We start from the raw sequence: 14,960 nt of genomic DNA on the forward strand, positions 1-14,960 counted from the left end.
TCAACGCAAGCGGACGATCGTCGGATAACGAAGCCGCATCCCGCGCTGGGCGCCGTCGGCGATGGTTTCGCCGTCGATGCGTCCCTGTTCGGCGGCCAAACCAGCGTCGGCTGTACGAGTCGATGCCGCTACCGAAGCAGGTCGCCCTTGGCGCGGATTTCGCCAGCCGACCGCGTCCACTTGGCGGCCATTCATTCATGACGGTCTCGAGAGCCAATGCGGCGACGTTCATTCAGACCTACCGCAACAGCGACACCGACTACCAGGTCGAGGTGCACTCCGGAGCTGCTGACGCCGAATACTTCTCCACCACCACGGTGCACGACGTAAACGTGGTCGGGCAGCTGATCTGGGACTGGCTGGAGAACGACTGGCAGCGACTCGATGCGATCGTGTGGGAACAGCAATCCCTGTGATGAGCTGCGGCACTGTGGCGGGTCACCAGAGGTAGAAGCCGGGCCCCATACATCGAGGCGGCGGTGTGCTGACCGGCGGCTTGCAGCAGATATCCACCCGACTTTCGGCGAAACTTCTGTCGCCGCAATACCATCGGATGCGAAATCGCGATGGTGCGCGTGGCATGTCGTAAGGCCGATATACAGTCGCCCGCGTACGGCCGCGATTCGCACGGAGGGGTTTGGGATGGATTGGGAGTTGCAGCGAGATGCTCTGATCGCGGTGGCGAAGGCCATCGCGCCTGATCAGGCAGAGATCGCAGAAGCCGTGCGTGCAGCAGCGGACAAGCACCCGGGCGACTCGCGCCACCTCGTGGATGCTCGAATCGTTCTGCTGGAACGGCTGGAGGATGCGCAGCTGGTGGCATGGTTCGACTGGAAGTCGGACAGCGAGCAGGTTCGAAAGCATCTGGAATGGCTCTGTATCTATCCCGGCGACATGAGTTGGACGTGGTATGAGTCCTACCTGCGCGAAGTGCCGGACCTCGATTCAGCCGAAATCTACGAGCGTTTCCTGGATTTGGTTGGTGAGCGCAGCTATGAGGTGGGGGCGGCATTGGTGGGTATCGATACCGAGTCGGACAGCTATGCGGTGACGTTCGTTCCGGTCGCGCAAGTCCCGGAGCTCCTGGAGTCAGCGCGACGCGACGTTTTCCTGATCCGACTGGGGAGTATCTCCGGGATCGAACACGACGTGGCTGTTCTGTAGGAATCTGTCACGGACGCGGTGATCGAACGCGCCATCGTGCCGCCGCCGGCCGCGCGGTTCCCAATGGCCAGGGCCGTACCCGGAGTTCGACCGTAGGTGGCCGTGTCGCGGGGTCCGGAGAGGACCCCGCGACCAGCTACCAGCTGTGTTGCGCCGACCACGCATCCCTCAGGCGGCGTCGAGGGCCGCGGTGATCTTGCGGGCCATCGCAGCCACGGCAGGGCTGGGTTCGCCCTTGGCGAGCCCGGCGGCGGCTTCGACAGCGACCAGGACGGTGCCGCGGAAGTTGTCGGCCTCGCCCGGATGCTGCTCACCGAGCAGGCTCATGGCCGCGGTCAGGGCAGGCAGCACCTGATCGGCGAGTTCGGCGACGGACTTGCCTTGCAGGTGGATGTCTTTGGACTTGGCGGCGAGCACGTGCCCGACCAGCCCGGTCGCCGAGGTCAGGGCGATGCAGCCGTGCGTGATGCCCTTGTGCGGTGCACCGGCGGCGGCCATCAGCGACACCGCACCGTAGGCGGCGGTGCGCAGGGTGGCCTTGTCCTGGTCGGTCAGGGTGATGGTGATGGACATGTCGTGTACTCCTCGAAATCGGTTGTGGCACCGACTGGAACCGTGTCGGTGCCGGTCGTTTTGTTCGATGTACACACTCTCGCCGGGCTGACTGACACCGGCCTGACACACACCTGACATCTCCACTGACACCGCGATCGGCCATCAACGCGCCAGCTGACTCGCATTTTCGAGATGGCTGCGCTGGGCGCCAGCGAACGAGGCCAGCTTGCGACAGCGATCACGCGACCCGCTGTGGCTCAGGACATCCTGCAACGTCGCTGGGCGCGCGGTCGCACGCGAGAAACATTGGGCTCGGAGCATCCGAAATTAGCCGGTTTGCACGCTGCCCCGGGGCTGCGGGGAATTCCGGGCGGTGAAATCCCGCTGGTTGACGGATTTCAACGGCACAATGTGCGCCATGCATACATTTGCCAGATTGTTGCAGGCGACCGTCGCCGGTGCGCTGGTCGTGGCAGTCAGCCATGGCCTCACGGCCGCCCCCGCCACGAGCATCCCCCATATCCAGCTGCCCTGGCTGACTACTGAGCCAGCCGGAGTGCAGGCGACGGGGGCGGTGCTGGCAGAGGGAATCACCGGCACGGCGCTGTGGTCGCGACAGGCGAACACCCCGATCCCGATAGCCAGCATCGCAAAGGTGATGACGGCACTGGTCGTGGTCGACGCCGGCGACCTCGACCGGACCATTACCGTGCCGCAAGAAGCCATCGCCTACTGCGTCAGGCACGACGGAAGCACCGCAGGCCTGGTCCCCGGCGAGGTGCTCACCGCGCGACAGCTCCTCTACGCGCTGATGCTGCCGTCGGGCTGCGACGCCGCCTATACCCTTGCCGAGGCATACGGGCCAGGCCAAGACGGCTTCATCGCCAGAATGAACGACACTGCGCACCGAATGCACATGGCGGGAACACATTTCGCCGACCCCAGCGGACTGCCCGTCCCCGACGACCACTCCACCTACTCCACACCGGCGGACCTGGTGACCCTCGGCCTGCGCGCGATGAGCCTACCGGTGTTCCGCGCGATCGCCAGCTCGGAGAGCTATCACCTGCCCGCAGGACCGGGCAACCGCGATCACTTCTGGCGGACCACGAACCTGCTGCTGCGCGACTATCCCGGCACTATCGGCATCAAAACCGGATGGACCGACGCCGCGGGAAACTGCCTGCTGTTCGAGACGGTCCGGGCGGGAATACCGCTGATCGGTGTGGTCCTGCACAGCTCACCCGACAGCGCCGTCGCCGCAAAGAACGACGCCGAGCGCATGCTGAACTGGGCCTATGACCCGATCCTGACCCTGCTGCCGATCGGCTAGCGCCAAATCCGGCTGACTGCCCGCGGATCCTGGTGCGCACCAGGATCCGCGGGCGAGCTGATCGCGAGCGTGTGGGCACTGTTGTGTCAATGGATGAGGTCAAAGACCAAATTGCCTGCCCTACGGTGTTTGGCGTCTGGAATAAACAGCGGAAGCGAACGCAGCCGCGTCGCTCCGGGCGGGATCGACGGCGATCTCGTATTCAGTGCTGTCGAACGCGTCCAGCTGTACCACGGTGGTGTCGTTCTCATCGGTCGCGACGATCCGGCCCTCGATCATCTGATCGACACCGTAGGCGAACTGTTGGATTCCGTTCCAGTCGAATGCCACTGCCCCGGCGGCCACCCTCTCCTGGAACTGGGCCCAGGTGATGCCAGTGGGTGATCGTCCGAACACCCCGTCGAAGTCCTCGACCGTCCACCGCCAGTTGTTCGGCGGGAACAACTGGAGGACATCGCGCAGGGACACCAGCGTTCGCCGGGGGGTCCACATGGGAATCGTTTCGGTGATCATTCGGGCGTCCTCAACGGTCCAACCGGACTGCGTCGCGATCCGATGCCGGTAAGGCTATGACCCTACGGGCAAGCCGTCACTCGATTTACCGACGCCCCGCCCTCGCAGCGTGCGGGCTACGACCTCGCCGAGTGGCGCGTCGGGCCGCTTCCTCCATCCAGTCGCCAACCACTTCGATCTTCTCGCCCGCAGTTCGAACTCGACTTGCTCAGCAGTTTCAAGGTCGACGTGCCCACCGGTGGCAGTGATGATTTCACGGTCGCAGCGGCGATCGACACGGTTGAGTATTCGCTTGGTACGCGGAATGTTCTTACGGGAGCTCTTGTCGTTCTCGCCGTAGTCGTTGCGGCGGTCTCGCACATAGCTGAGCGCCTTCTTCTCTTGTGGACTCCTCTGCCGGACCACCGATCTACCACTCCTCCCGTCCCAGCACCGGAGGTCAGAGTACGTACCCTGTCCGCTTGGATGCATGCGGATTTCTGCCTGGCGCGACCCGGGCAGTCGGTTGAAAATTCTCACCGACGAGCAACGTGCATACCGGCATCCAGCTCGAACCTGTCGATCAGATCGATCGGTGACACCTCATCGACGTGTGGCACGACCGGTCACGTCGCATCGGCAGGTCCGTGCCCCCGCCTGACCCCTTTATCGTGCAGCGGTGACCGGTTCTTCAGAGCGTCCACTGCTATTCCTCGATGTCGATGGACCACTCATTCCGTTCGGAGCGACGCCGCAGCAGTATCCGGACGGATATCCCAGACATCAGCTGCATCTCGAACCATGGCAGGTCGAGTCGAACCCGCTGCTGGTGAGACTCAATCCCGAGCACGGGCCTCAATTGACGGCGTTGCCATGCGATCTGGTGTGGGCCACGACATGGATGGCCGACGCGAACGAGGTGATCTCGCCGCTGATCGGCTTGCCGGAGCTTCCAGTGGTGGTCTGGCAGGAGTCCAGTGACCAGGATATGGACGAAGGTCAGTGGCTGCACTGGAAGACCCGCGACTTGGTCGGTTGGGCAGCCGGGCGCTCGTTCGTATGGGTCGACGACGAGATCACCGACTCCGATCGCGCCTGGGTGTCGGCGCATCATCGAGGACGAGCTTTGCTCCATCGCGTCGACCCCCGACGTGGCCTCACCGACGCGGACTTCGTCGCCCTCGCCGAATGGCTGAGCGCGGCCTACGGCTCTGGCTAACTGCCGAGTTGGGCGGCCGCGATACCGACATCGGACTGTCCGCGCTGCTCGGACTCGTCCTACCGCTGCTGTTCGGAACGTTGGTATGCGCGCCAAGCCTTTTGGGTCTCGGTCAATTTCGCGCGCGGGGTGCGGTTCCGGAAGTAGTTCACCACCATCAGCACCGGCAGGATGAACGCGTGGAAGAAGATCAGGTACGAGCTGCCGTCGAAAAGGAAAGCGAGGTAGACGGCGTAGCCGAGGTAGAGCGGACCGAAGATGCCGTTCATGGTGCGTGAAGCACTGCTCTGCCCGTTCTCCATCAGTGCCATCGCGATCATGGCGATACCACTGATAGCGAGCAGACCGACATACCAATTGAACATGGGACCCCCCCGATGCAGTTCGGACGGACCCGTTGGTCCGGCCGCGTCGGAACGATAGCACCGACTACACAACGCGACCACCGACTTATCGGGGCTGTGGACCGCTGACGGGAAGGCCTGACAGGGCGGCCGCCGGAATTCGGAAACGTGCGCGAGCGTCGGTCCGAGTGGCAATGATGTACACCTGAGTCCTCGCCGCGACGATCGGCGTACGGCATCTGCACCGGGGAGACAGAGTGGTAGTAGCAGCCGATGAGGTTGTATTGAGCGACAATTGGTGGCGCGCCATCATCGCCGTGGTGGCTGTGATCGTCGGATTCGTGCTGAAGGAAGTCGCCGATCAGCTGCGTGATCGCAAGAAGGTCAAGCGCCTGACCTACAGCATGAACGTCGGTTCGACGTTGACCGATGTCCCGCAGAAGTTGGCGCAGAAGGTATCCGTGCGGTTCGGTGGCCTGCCGGTGGAAGGTCAGGTCTACGAGGTCACGTGCCGTGTCGAGAACACCGGCCACTTGGTCGTGAAAGAGGAGTATCTGAGGTTCAGCTTTCCCGAACGCTGCCAGATTCTGGAGGCGTACGTACTCGGAGACCCGCCGCTGGAGTACGGGATCAAGGAGGCCCCGCTCGAAGGTCAGGCAGATGTCGACCAGCGGTGGGTGGTAGCGCATTTGGAGCGTCGCCAGTCGGTGAGCTTCGGTTTCCTCGTTGCGGGCCCGACGGCTACAGCGCCGCAGCTTTTCGGCCACAACGACGAGGGCGATGTCGAGCTGAACCCGAAGGGGCGGACCGCGGAGCGCGAGGACGCGTCCCATGTTCGCCCCTTGCTGACGTATGTCCTGCTGAGCTTCTTGGTGCCGGTGTTGCCGTCCTACGAGCTGGGTGAAGCTATCAGTGGTCTGGTGCGATTGGTTCTCCTGCTTCTGACCATTCCGCACCTGTATCCGGTCGGACGCGTGCTGGCAGCCTTCCTCACCCGGGCTGACGAGCTGTCCAGCACTACTGCCGACATCATGATCAGCCACACGAGTGCCGGCGGCGACATCACCATCGCGAGCCGATCGGGCGATCTTTCCGTCGGCACATCTGCGTCGCGGCCGGAGGAGTAAGAGGCGGCGTGCGAATGCACAAGGAACGGTGGGAGATCCGCGCTCGGAAGACTTGGCGAGCCGCTCTGTGATTCTCGCCGTGGGTGTGGCGAGGCTCAACGGCGGGCCTGAACCACGCTCCACAACCTCCGCGGCAAAGCGCCTTCTTCGAAGTCGTCGACCTGCCGCAGCTCCCATCCCTCGGCGAGACGGTCGACGAGGCTGCGCGGAAAGAAGTGCACCGCGAACCCGTCTTGTTCGAAGATGTCGTCACCGTGGTCGACGCCCGCGCCGTAGTGCGCGTCGCCAGTGTGGCGCACCGTGTAGAAGAAGATGCCACCCGGCCGCAGCACGCGGTGAATCTCGCGAACGAGGGCGACGATCTGTTCGCTCGACAGCGCCATGCACAGCAGCATGTGGGCGTACACAGCGTCGAACGACTCGTCGGGTAGTGGCAGCGGGTCGCGGACGTCGACGATCCCGGCTGTCAGCCCCTCGAGGGCTTCGCTGTCGGCGCGCTCGCGCAACTGGCGGAGGCCGGCGTTGCTGAAATCGGTGGCGTGGACGGTGAATCCGGCCCGGGCGAAATGCAGTGCGTCCCGGCCGTGGCCCGCGCCCAGTTCGAGGATCGTGCGAGCGCCGGCTGCTGCGAAGATCTCTGCAGCGTGTATCGCGGGCGCCGAGGGCGCCTCGCCGTACATGCTCGGATTGGCGTCGTAGGTCGACTGCCAGTGCCGACGTTGAATGTCGCCCAGGTCGGCGGGGTTGCCGACGCCCGCCGCGTCCTCGCTCGCCATGTTCACCATTATCGTCGGATCGCAGGGGCGCGAGGTTCCCCCGGGCGGCCGGTGGACCGAACGACGCCTCTGCGATCCCGCGGCTCAGGCGGCGCCTAGCGGCGGCCGGTGCAAGACGAGCTTGGTGGTGTGCGCCCGATACGCCTCGGGTGCGTCCTCCCAGTCGGCGAGCAGCGTGGTGACCTCCTCGGCGGCGAAGCCCGTGCGAGCGACGAAGCCGAGCAGGTCCGGCAGGACCGGACGTACGTTCGAGACGCCGATTTTCAGCGTCGCGTCGTTGGCGTACATGTGCATCAGCGGCACCTTGGTCCCGGGCGGCAGGTAGTAGCCGACCGGCGCGCAGATTCCACCCGGTTGCAGTGCGCGCAGCGCGACGTCGACACCGGCGGCGGTGGAGGTGCCTTCCACGGCCACGTCGTAGCGGCGCGCGGGCAGATCCGTGCGGCGGAGCTTGCCTTTGCGGACCGGATGCGCTCGGGCGCCGAGCTTTTCGGCGATCGCGAGCCGCTCCGGGCGATGATCGACGTAGTCGACGACCTCGGCGCCGTGCGCGACGGCCAGCCCGGCGGCGTAGAGCCCGATGCTCTGGGCGGCGCCGCCGAGGATGAGCACCGACCCGCCCGGGCGTTCGGTCAGTGCCGGGACGATGCAGCGCCACGCGTCGGCGAGGTTGTCGCTGGCGGCGGCCACCCGCAGCGGATCGAGACCTTCCGGCAGGCGCACCAGCATGTGGTCGGCGTAGGGGATACGCAATCGGTCGGCGACCATGCCGCCCCACGGGCCGCTCGCGGGTCCGAAACCGAACGCGGCGAGCGTGCCGGCGCGGGTGGTGGCGCACTTGGCGGTGAGGCCGCGCCGGCATTCGAGGCAGTCTCCGCACGACACCGCCCACGGCACGACGACGAAGTCGCCGGGCGCGAGGCCGGTGACGTCCGCGCCGACCTCGAGCACCTCGGCGATGCATTCGTGACCGATGCCGAACGGCCCTTGGAACGGGACCGGTCCGCAGATGGTCGCGACCACCGGGTCGATCATGCCGACGCGCATACCGATCTGCATGACGCGTGAGACGTGGCGGTGGATCGGCAGGGTGTCCCCGTCGCAGCGGCCCGCGACGAACGGGCGAACGATCGCATCCCGCGGTCCTTGCAGCACCGGATCGGGCCGGTCCCGCCACTCGAGGTGGTGCGCGCGGATGAGCTGGAGTTCCCGCATCAGCCGCGCTGCCCCTGCGCCAAGGCCTTCAGTTCGGCAAAGCGGACGATATTGCCCGCTGCGCCCCAGGTGCCCTCGGGCTGTTCGTGGATGAGCACCCACACCCGCAACGCGGCGGTGGCGTCGAGGCCGGCGGCGGCCAGTACCTCCGCGGTGACCTGCTCGATGAGGCCCTGCTTGCGGCGATCGGACAGTGCGCCTTCGGGCACGGTGACATCCACCCGGAAGCGCGGCAGGTCGTCCTCCGCGTTGACGAACGCGCCCTCGGGCGTCTCGTCGATCAGACACCAGGCCTGCGCGCGGAAGAACGCCGTATCGGGCGCGCTTTCCCAGTGCAGCAGGGTGGCGGCGAGGGTCTTCTGCAGCCCGGTGCGGGCGTCGGCGGACAGGACGCCGCTGGGCAGGGTGAGCTGGATCATCGGCATGGGAACACCTCCGTTATAACGACTGTTATAAGTCATGGACGGTACGCTATAACGGTCGTTATGGGCAAGGGAGGTGTGTGATGGCGCAGTCGGAGGCGCGGGATCGGATGGTGGCGGGTGCGGCCGACATGCTTCGGCGGCGTGGGCTGAACGCGACCAGCGTGCGGGAACTCGCCAAACACTCAGGCGCCCCGCTGGGCTCCACCTACCACTACTTTCCCGGCGGCAAAGCGCAGCTGGCCGCCGAGGCGGTCCGCTTCGCCGACGCCCTCACCACGCGCCGGCTGGCCAGGGAACTGCAGGCCGGGCCGGTCGCCGGGCTACGGGCATTCGTGGACATGTGGCGAAAGACCGTGCTGGACAGTGACTTCCGGGCCGGATGTCCGGTCCTGGCGGTCTCGGTGGAAGACCAGCCCGACGAGGACGACGAACCGCGCCGTGCGGCGGCGGCGGCCTTCGAGGGGTGGACCGGGTTGCTGGCCGATTCCCTCCGCGCGCACGGCGCGACAGCGACCGTCGCCGAGCAGACCGCCACCTTGATCGTCGCCGCCCTCGAGGGCACCGTCGCGATGTGCCGGGCCCAGCGCAGCATCGAGGCGCTCGATCGGACCGCCGACGCTTTGGAAGCCGTCGTCCGCGCCACCGTGGATTCCGCCGCGAACTGAGTCGAGGCGGGCCCCGGCCTCACCGGCACGACATCCGCGGGCCCGTCGGCCAGGCGCAGCAGATCCTCACCGTCCGCCCGCAACCGGACGCGTAGGTGTGATCGATCCGGTCCGTACCGGCGGCCGGATGCCGGTGCGCCGCCGCGGAACCCACCCGGCGTTGCCGGATCGCGGAGAGGTCAGTGGTGCCGGTCGATGGCCTCGGTGACCTCCCATTCGTCGGTGATGGCGAAGGCGTTCTGGGCGCGGTCTCGGGCCTCGGCGAGCAGGGCGTGGGAGTGCCTGCTGCGTTTGGTCAGCTCGTAGCGGCGAGCACCGAGGCTCGTGGTGGTCTGCAGCTCGTAGTCGAGATCGTCGATCAGGTGGTGTAGCTCCTCGATTCGCGCGAGCGTCGGCTGCTCGTCCAAGTTCTCGAGCTCGTCGATGGCGTCGCCGAATCGGTCTTCCAGACTGCGCATGGCGTATCCTCCCCTGTATCACTGTGTGCCCCTTGCTATCTCAGATTAAAGCCGATTCCGGTATTCGGCTGAAGATCGGAACCTGCCCGCGGACCGCCGCAGGTCGTCACCTGCGGGTAGTGCCAATTCCGGCGTGCGAGGCACGCGTTGGTTAGCATCTGACCGAAACGTGCGCGTTCGGTGTGCGGGCGGAATCTCAGCGGCGGTACGGGGGCCCATGAAACAGATCTTGTTCTCGGCGATGATCGCGCTGGTGGTCTCGATCATGGTGACGCCGTTCCTGATCCAGGCGTTCGCCACCAGGAACTTCGGTCAGGAGATCCGGGTCGACGGGCCTGCCAGCCATCAGGCCAAGCGCGGCACCCCGACGATGGGTGGCATCGCCATCCTCGCCGGTCTGTGGGCGGGGTACCTGGGCTCGCATCTGTTCGTCGGCCGCGACGGCGTGGACAGTCCGTCGGCCTCCGCGCTGCTCGTCCTCGGGCTGGCGACGGCGCTGGGTGTCGTCGGGTTCCTGGACGACTCCATCAAGCTGCGCAAACAGCGCAATCTCGGCTTGACCGCCGCGGGCAAGTACGTCGGCCAGCTCAGCGCCGCCGTGCTCTTCGGCGTGCTGGCGCTGCGCTTCCCCGACAGCACCGGGCTGACGCCTGCCAGCAGGCACCTGTCCTATGTCCGGGATTTCACCGCGGTGTCGTTGGGGCTGATCGTCTTTCTGCTCGTCGTCTGCTTTCTCGTGGTGGCCTGGTCCAACGCCGTGAACATCACCGACGGCCTCGACGGGCTCGCGGCCGGATCGATGAGCTTCGCGCTCGGCGCCTACGTGATCATCACGTTCTGGCAGTACACCAACGCGTGCGCGACCGCGCCCGCCCCCGGCTGCTACGAGGTGCGCGACCCGCTCGATCTGGCGATGGTGTGCGCCGCGGGCGTCGGCGCGTGCATCGGGTTCCTCTGGTGGAACGCCGCACCGGCGAAGATCTTCATGGGCGACACCGGTTCGCTGGCGCTGGGCGGCCTGCTGGCCGGGCTCTCGATCACGACCCGCACCGAGGTGCTGATGGCGGTGGTCGGCGCGCTGTTCTGCGCCGAGATCCTCTCGGTGCTGCTCCAGATCGTCGTCTTCCGCACGACGGGCCGCCGCTTCTTCAAGATGGCGCCGTTCCACCACCATTTCGAACTCAGCAACTGGGCCGAAACCACGGTGATCATCCGCTTCTGGTTGCTGGCCGGAATTGCCGCGGCCATCGGCCTCATGCTCTTCTACGGCGAATACCTGGCCGTCGTCGGATGAGGCGGTGCGTCGCCTGCGCCCCAATCGCAGGCGGAGTCCTCACAGGCCGTTCATACGCTTCGCAGGGGTTGCAACCTGTGCGAAGCGTATGAACGCTATGCGAGGTTGCCGCCGGGGGGCGATGTCGTTGTCTCGCAGCGGGATCGGGGGCGCGCTGCTAGAGTCGCGGCCGAGCCTGAGGGAGGTGAGGCTTGGTGATCGTGGGGCGCGCCGAGCTGCTGGAACTGATCGACACCCTGGTGCGGGTTCCGAGGGGGAATGCCGAGGCGACCGGGAATCCCGTGCTGGTGCTGGAAGGGTACGGTGGCGCGGGGCGCACCACTGTGCTCGAGCAGGTCTTGGACCGGTGGCAGCGCCGGACGCCGACCGTGTTGGTCCGGCCGTTGGAACGTCCTTACGACCAATACAATCCGGCCCGTCCGGTACTCGCCGCGGCCATGCTCGGCTTGAGCATGGATCTGCCCGGTTTCCCGATCGCGTTTCCGCGGATCGTGGTGGCGCAGCTCGCGATCAGCGAGAACTTCACCGACATCCCCGCGACCGAGCATCGGGAGCGATTGCGCACGGTCTTGAATCGGTACCGGGACCGCGCGGCGCTGGTCGCGTTCATCGGTGATCTGGTCGGGCTGGTCGGCGCGCAGGCCGCCAATATCAAACTGCCCGGCGCCGGCATCATCGCGCCGACGCTGAGCCAGCACCTGTCCAATCTCGTGGTCGGCAGGCTCACCCGCGGCAGGCTGATCACCAAGATCACCTGGGGTTCGGCGGTCTCGTGGTACGGACACCAGGACCTCGGGCTGCGGGCCGATGCCGAGACCGTGCTCATCGAACTCGCCATCAAGGCGGCCAGCGAGGATCCGGAGATCCGCCGCGGCGTGGACGACCTGCTGATCAGCGCCTTCCTCGCCGACCTGCGCGGCAGCGCGGCGCGGGTGGTGGGCCGACCGTCGAATGTCGTTGTGCTGCTGGACGACGGCGATGCCCCGGCGGCGGTCGCGTTCACCAGCGCGCTGTTGCGTTCGCGCAAGGCGATGGCCGCGGCAGGATCCGCGCTGACGGATCCGCTGACGCTGGTCACCACCAGTTCCGGCGTGCTGGCGGAAGAACTCGACGGGCAGGTCTCCGCCGCCGCGGTGTGGACGCCGCGGCAACGCGCCGACCCGTCGTCGCGCGAAGCGTGGGCGCGGTTGCGCGTGAGCGACCTGTCGGAATTCGAGGTCAAGACCCTGGCCAAAGAGGTCACCTCGATCGAGGCGGATCGGATCGGGGCCCAGGTGTACCGGCTGACCGCCGGGCACCCCGCCGCGACCGGCTATGTGCTGGAACGGCTCAGGCAGCCGCGCCAGCGGGTCGACAACCTGGACGACCTGCTGCGCGGCAACCACGCGGGCCCCGGGACCACAGTCCAACGCCATCTGCTCGGGCTCTTCGCCAAGGACCTGCATCCGCGCAAGCAACTCGACGAAAGCGTGCTCGATGCGCTCGTCACGGTGTCCGCGGCGCGCACCAAAGGCGACGCGAACCGGTTGCACGGCCTGTTGCCGTCCGGGATCGGGGACCGTTCGCCGCTGTTCCGGTCCCCGATGCTGTGGAGCAAGGCGACCGACGACGGGGTGCTGCCCCCCTTCGCGCGTCGCATGGGGCTGCGCGAGCTGGCCGAGCGAACGGACGACGCACCTCCCGGCTGGGATCGCGTGTTCGGCCTGCTGCTCGACACCGTGCCTTCCGGCGATCACATGAGCAGGCTGCACTACACCCGCCTGCTGCACGGCGGCGCCGCGGTCACGAACGAACTCGCCGAGCTGCTGTCGACCTGGGACGCGAGCGAATGGTTATTGCTGTTCGACGCGATCGTGGCGGTCTCCGATCCGCGCAGGCCGGATGCGGGCCTCATCGACGGCAGCGATCACGCCGCCACTCCCCGCGAGCACATCGCGGTGCTGCTCGCGGTGGTGCCCGCGCTCGAGTCGGACCTGCGGGTCACCACGGTGCAGCGCAGGGAGATCCTGTGCGCGCGGGCGGCGCACAGCTTCGACCGGCTCGCCGACCACGCCACCGACCGTAGCCCGATCCTCGTGCGCGCCAACGAGTATCACGATTGTGCGCGCCGATCCCGTTGACCAGACCTCGATGAGGAGCCCGCTGTGGAGTCGCGTTACTGGGCAGGCATAGTTCCGAAGCGACACCGGCCGATGCCGCGGCCGTGGACGGACTGGGTGCGGCTGGGTGTGGTGGTGATCCTGCTGGTCGGTGCGTCGATCGGGATCGCCGCCCGTGAGCCGCTGCGGCGGCTGGCCACCTGCAACGACGGGTGGCCGAGCACGGCGGCGTGGTCCGCGGGCGACGAGTGCGTCGGATTGTCCGAAGGCCCTTACGCTTTCGGGCTTCCCGCCTTCGAACACGTGATGCGCGTGATCGACGAGCAGAACCGCGCCGCGGCGGGCGGATGTCCGGGCACGCCGGTGACCGTCGGCGTGCTGCTGACCATGACCGACCGGTTGGCGGGCAGCCGTGCGGTGCACGAACTGGAGGGCATGGCCGTCGGTCAGCGCCGGGCGAACGACACCGGATGCGTGCACCCGATGCGGCTCGTCGTCGGCAATCTCGGCGACTACGGACGCGACGGCGCCGCGACGGCGGTCGCGCGGAAACTGGCCGAGCGCGGCGATGTGGTCGCCGTCGCGGGCGTCGGGCTGAGCGACCAGACCACCGCGGAAGTCGCCGATCTGCTTGCCGCCGCGAAGATTCCGATGGTGTCGGACCTGGTCACCGCCGAGGGCTTCGACCAGGCGGGCTCCGCGGGCGACGATCCCGATTTCACCCGGTGCGACGAGGACATCACCTACCCGCAGGGTGTCGGCAAGGACTACTTCTACCGTGTCGCCTTCCGGGTCGCGGTGCAGGTCCGCGCGCTCGGTGTGGTGGCGCCGGCCAGGCCGGATTTCATCATGGTCCCCACTGGCGGGTCGGACCCGTACACCTGCACGACGCTGCCCTTCCTGCACCGGCAGTACGGCAACGACCTGCTGGAGGTGAAATTCGACGCCGAGGAGCCGACCACCGTGGCTCAGACCGCCCGGCGAGTCTGCGCGACCGCGAAAGACGTGACCATCGCCTATCTGGCGCGCGGTCGCGACCTCGGCCGCTTGCTCTACAGCATGGACGAGGCCTACACCAACGGGCAGTGCGCGGCCACCTCCATCACCGTGCTGAGCACTTCCGACGGAAATCGGCTGCGCACTGTGGAATCCGACCCCACGCTGGAAGACCTGCGCAGCAAGGCGCTGAGTTCGCCGAGCTTCACCGGAGGACGTGTGCGGCTGCTGTTCACCCGCGTCGCGGGCGCCGACGGACCCGACCAGGGCAACCCGCAGTGGGCCGCCTTCGAAGAGGCCTACGCCGCAGCCGGATTCGATCTCGCGCACATCGGCGACGGCTGGGCGGTCAACGCCTACGACGCGCTGAGTACCGTCGTCGCCGCGGTGCGGGCGCTCCCGGCCGCGTCGACGGTCCAGCGGAGTCAGGTCAACATCACCATCGGTGGTTTCACCTCGCCCGAACTCGCCGTGGCGGGCGCTGGCGGACCGATCGTCTTCGACAACAGCGGCAACCGGGCCGGTCCCGGCCCGGCGGTCGTCCGGCTGTGCCCGGCGGGCAGTTCGGGTGGGCGGCCGTACGTGCCGACCGTCGAGGCGAAGCCCGGCGAGCCGACGCCGGAGTGCATCCGCGGGGCCTGATTCCGCAAGGGGCACTGCGGATTCGACGGTCCGGACGCGCTGTCGCCGGTGCGTGGTACGTTACGGCGCGAACGGCGAAAGGTCGTTCGTACGGGGTGAGGGGGAGTGGCGAGTCCGCCGCGTGTTTCCGAGTTTCGGGGTAGCTGGTCGTCGTGC

16 protein-coding genes are annotated in these 14,960 nt (G+C 67.0%); 9 read left to right on the plus strand and 7 right to left on the minus strand.

The annotated features are described in order from the left end of the window. Positions 1-197: 197 nt before the first annotated feature. Positions 198-416 carry a hypothetical protein gene (locus tag NL1_RS10205; protein WP_067836998.1) on the plus strand — a complete coding sequence of 73 codons (219 nt, stop codon included), beginning with the start codon at positions 198-200 and terminating at the stop codon, positions 414-416. 226 nt (positions 417-642) lie between these two features. After that, complete coding sequence (locus NL1_RS10210) at positions 643-1,164, plus strand: DUF6630 family protein (protein WP_067837001.1); 522 nt, start codon at positions 643-645, stop codon at positions 1,162-1,164. 168 nt (positions 1,165-1,332) lie between these two features. Here NL1_RS10210 and NL1_RS10215 read toward each other — a convergent pair whose 3' ends face one another. Continuing rightward, on the minus strand, positions 1,333-1,737 hold the full coding sequence (locus NL1_RS10215; protein WP_067837003.1) for a hypothetical protein: 405 nt from the start codon (positions 1,735-1,737) through the stop codon (positions 1,333-1,335). Between the two features lie 400 nt (positions 1,738-2,137). Between NL1_RS10215 and NL1_RS10220 the strand changes: the two genes are divergently transcribed. Beyond that, complete coding sequence (locus NL1_RS10220) at positions 2,138-3,052, plus strand: D-alanyl-D-alanine carboxypeptidase family protein (RefSeq protein ID WP_067837006.1); 915 nt, start codon at positions 2,138-2,140, stop codon at positions 3,050-3,052. A 120-nt stretch (positions 3,053-3,172) separates the two neighbouring features. Here NL1_RS10220 and NL1_RS10225 read toward each other — a convergent pair whose 3' ends face one another. Further along, entirely contained in the window at positions 3,173-3,565 is a 393-nt protein-coding gene (locus NL1_RS10225; RefSeq protein ID WP_067837009.1) for a hypothetical protein, read from the minus strand. 658 nt (positions 3,566-4,223) lie between these two features. Between NL1_RS10225 and NL1_RS10230 the strand changes: the two genes are divergently transcribed. After that, the gene (locus NL1_RS10230) at positions 4,224-4,763 is read left to right on the plus strand and encodes an HAD domain-containing protein (protein WP_067837012.1); all 540 of its coding nucleotides are present in this window, start codon (positions 4,224-4,226) and stop codon (positions 4,761-4,763) included. A 59-nt stretch (positions 4,764-4,822) separates the two neighbouring features. On the opposite strand, the gene NL1_RS10235 is transcribed toward NL1_RS10230, so the two are convergent. Continuing rightward, positions 4,823-5,128: a hypothetical protein gene (locus NL1_RS10235; protein ID WP_067837015.1), complete on the minus strand. Its 306-nt coding sequence runs from the start codon at positions 5,126-5,128 to the stop codon at positions 4,823-4,825. A 263-nt stretch (positions 5,129-5,391) separates the two neighbouring features. On the opposite strand from NL1_RS10235, the gene NL1_RS10240 reads away from it, so the two are divergent. Next, positions 5,392-6,234 carry a hypothetical protein gene (locus NL1_RS10240; RefSeq protein ID WP_067837018.1) on the plus strand — a complete coding sequence of 281 codons (843 nt, stop codon included), beginning with the start codon at positions 5,392-5,394 and terminating at the stop codon, positions 6,232-6,234. Between the two features lie 95 nt (positions 6,235-6,329). On the opposite strand, the gene NL1_RS10245 is transcribed toward NL1_RS10240, so the two are convergent. From NL1_RS10245 to NL1_RS10255, 3 genes are all read right to left on the minus strand, one after another. Then, positions 6,330-7,010, minus strand: a complete 681-nt coding sequence (locus NL1_RS10245) for a class I SAM-dependent methyltransferase (protein WP_156094781.1) — start codon at positions 7,008-7,010, stop codon at positions 6,330-6,332. An 84-nt stretch (positions 7,011-7,094) separates the two neighbouring features. Next, positions 7,095-8,225 (minus strand): zinc-dependent alcohol dehydrogenase, encoded by a 1,131-nt coding sequence (locus tag NL1_RS10250; RefSeq protein ID WP_067837022.1) that lies wholly within the window; start codon positions 8,223-8,225, stop codon positions 7,095-7,097. Further along, positions 8,225-8,650 carry a tautomerase family protein gene (locus tag NL1_RS10255; RefSeq protein WP_067837025.1) on the minus strand — a complete coding sequence of 142 codons (426 nt, stop codon included), beginning with the start codon at positions 8,648-8,650 and terminating at the stop codon, positions 8,225-8,227. The genes NL1_RS10250 and NL1_RS10255 overlap by 1 nt, the downstream gene beginning before the upstream one ends. An 80-nt stretch (positions 8,651-8,730) precedes the next feature. On the opposite strand from NL1_RS10255, the gene NL1_RS10260 reads away from it, so the two are divergent. Continuing rightward, complete coding sequence (locus tag NL1_RS10260) at positions 8,731-9,315, plus strand: TetR/AcrR family transcriptional regulator (RefSeq protein WP_067837028.1); 585 nt, start codon at positions 8,731-8,733, stop codon at positions 9,313-9,315. A gap of 179 nt (positions 9,316-9,494) precedes the next feature. Here NL1_RS10260 and NL1_RS10265 read toward each other — a convergent pair whose 3' ends face one another. Continuing rightward, positions 9,495-9,773, minus strand: coding sequence for a hypothetical protein (locus NL1_RS10265; RefSeq protein WP_067837031.1), 279 nt, complete (start codon positions 9,771-9,773; stop codon positions 9,495-9,497). Positions 9,774-9,990: 217 nt separating this feature from the next. On the opposite strand from NL1_RS10265, the gene mraY reads away from it, so the two are divergent. The 3 genes from mraY to NL1_RS10280 all read left to right on the plus strand — a co-directional run bounded on the left by mraY (position 9,991) and on the right by NL1_RS10280 (position 14,804). Further along, entirely contained in the window at positions 9,991-11,067 is a 1,077-nt protein-coding gene (gene mraY, locus NL1_RS10270; protein ID WP_067837034.1) for a phospho-N-acetylmuramoyl-pentapeptide-transferase, read from the plus strand. A 191-nt stretch (positions 11,068-11,258) separates the two neighbouring features. Then, positions 11,259-13,187, plus strand: a complete 1,929-nt coding sequence (locus NL1_RS10275; RefSeq protein WP_084510452.1) for a hypothetical protein — start codon at positions 11,259-11,261, stop codon at positions 13,185-13,187. A gap of 24 nt (positions 13,188-13,211) precedes the next feature. Continuing rightward, positions 13,212-14,804 (plus strand): ABC transporter substrate-binding protein, encoded by a 1,593-nt coding sequence (locus NL1_RS10280; RefSeq protein ID WP_067837037.1) that lies wholly within the window; start codon positions 13,212-13,214, stop codon positions 14,802-14,804. Positions 14,805-14,960 lie beyond the last annotated feature (156 nt).

Source organism: Nocardia lijiangensis NBRC 108240 (assembly GCF_001613045.1).
In the GTDB taxonomy this organism is placed as follows: Bacteria; Actinomycetota; Actinomycetes; order Mycobacteriales; family Mycobacteriaceae; genus Nocardia; species Nocardia lijiangensis.

Bases quoted from the DNA above. Each gene is read 5' to 3' on its own strand.
- NL1_RS10260 (WP_067837028.1), top strand. From the start codon at position 8,731: ATGGCGCAGTCGGAGGCGCGGGATCGGATGGTGGCGGGTGCGGCCGAC.
- NL1_RS10225 (WP_067837009.1), bottom strand. From the start codon at position 3,565: ATGATCACCGAAACGATTCCCATGTGGACCCCCCGGCGAACGCTGGTG.
- NL1_RS10205 (WP_067836998.1), top strand. From the start codon at position 198: ATGACGGTCTCGAGAGCCAATGCGGCGACGTTCATTCAGACCTACCGC.
- NL1_RS10215 (WP_067837003.1), bottom strand. From the start codon at position 1,737: ATGTCCATCACCATCACCCTGACCGACCAGGACAAGGCCACCCTGCGC.
- mraY (WP_067837034.1), top strand. From the start codon at position 9,991: ATGAAACAGATCTTGTTCTCGGCGATGATCGCGCTGGTGGTCTCGATC.
- NL1_RS10235 (WP_067837015.1), bottom strand. From the start codon at position 5,128: ATGTTCAATTGGTATGTCGGTCTGCTCGCTATCAGTGGTATCGCCATG.
- NL1_RS10210 (WP_067837001.1), top strand. From the start codon at position 643: ATGGATTGGGAGTTGCAGCGAGATGCTCTGATCGCGGTGGCGAAGGCC.
- NL1_RS10265 (WP_067837031.1), bottom strand. From the start codon at position 9,773: ATGCGCAGTCTGGAAGACCGATTCGGCGACGCCATCGACGAGCTCGAG.
- NL1_RS10245 (WP_156094781.1), bottom strand. From the start codon at position 7,010: ATGGCGAGCGAGGACGCGGCGGGCGTCGGCAACCCCGCCGACCTGGGC.
- NL1_RS10255 (WP_067837025.1), bottom strand. From the start codon at position 8,650: ATGCCGATGATCCAGCTCACCCTGCCCAGCGGCGTCCTGTCCGCCGAC.
- NL1_RS10220 (WP_067837006.1), top strand. From the start codon at position 2,138: ATGCATACATTTGCCAGATTGTTGCAGGCGACCGTCGCCGGTGCGCTG.
- NL1_RS10250 (WP_067837022.1), bottom strand. From the start codon at position 8,225: ATGCGGGAACTCCAGCTCATCCGCGCGCACCACCTCGAGTGGCGGGAC.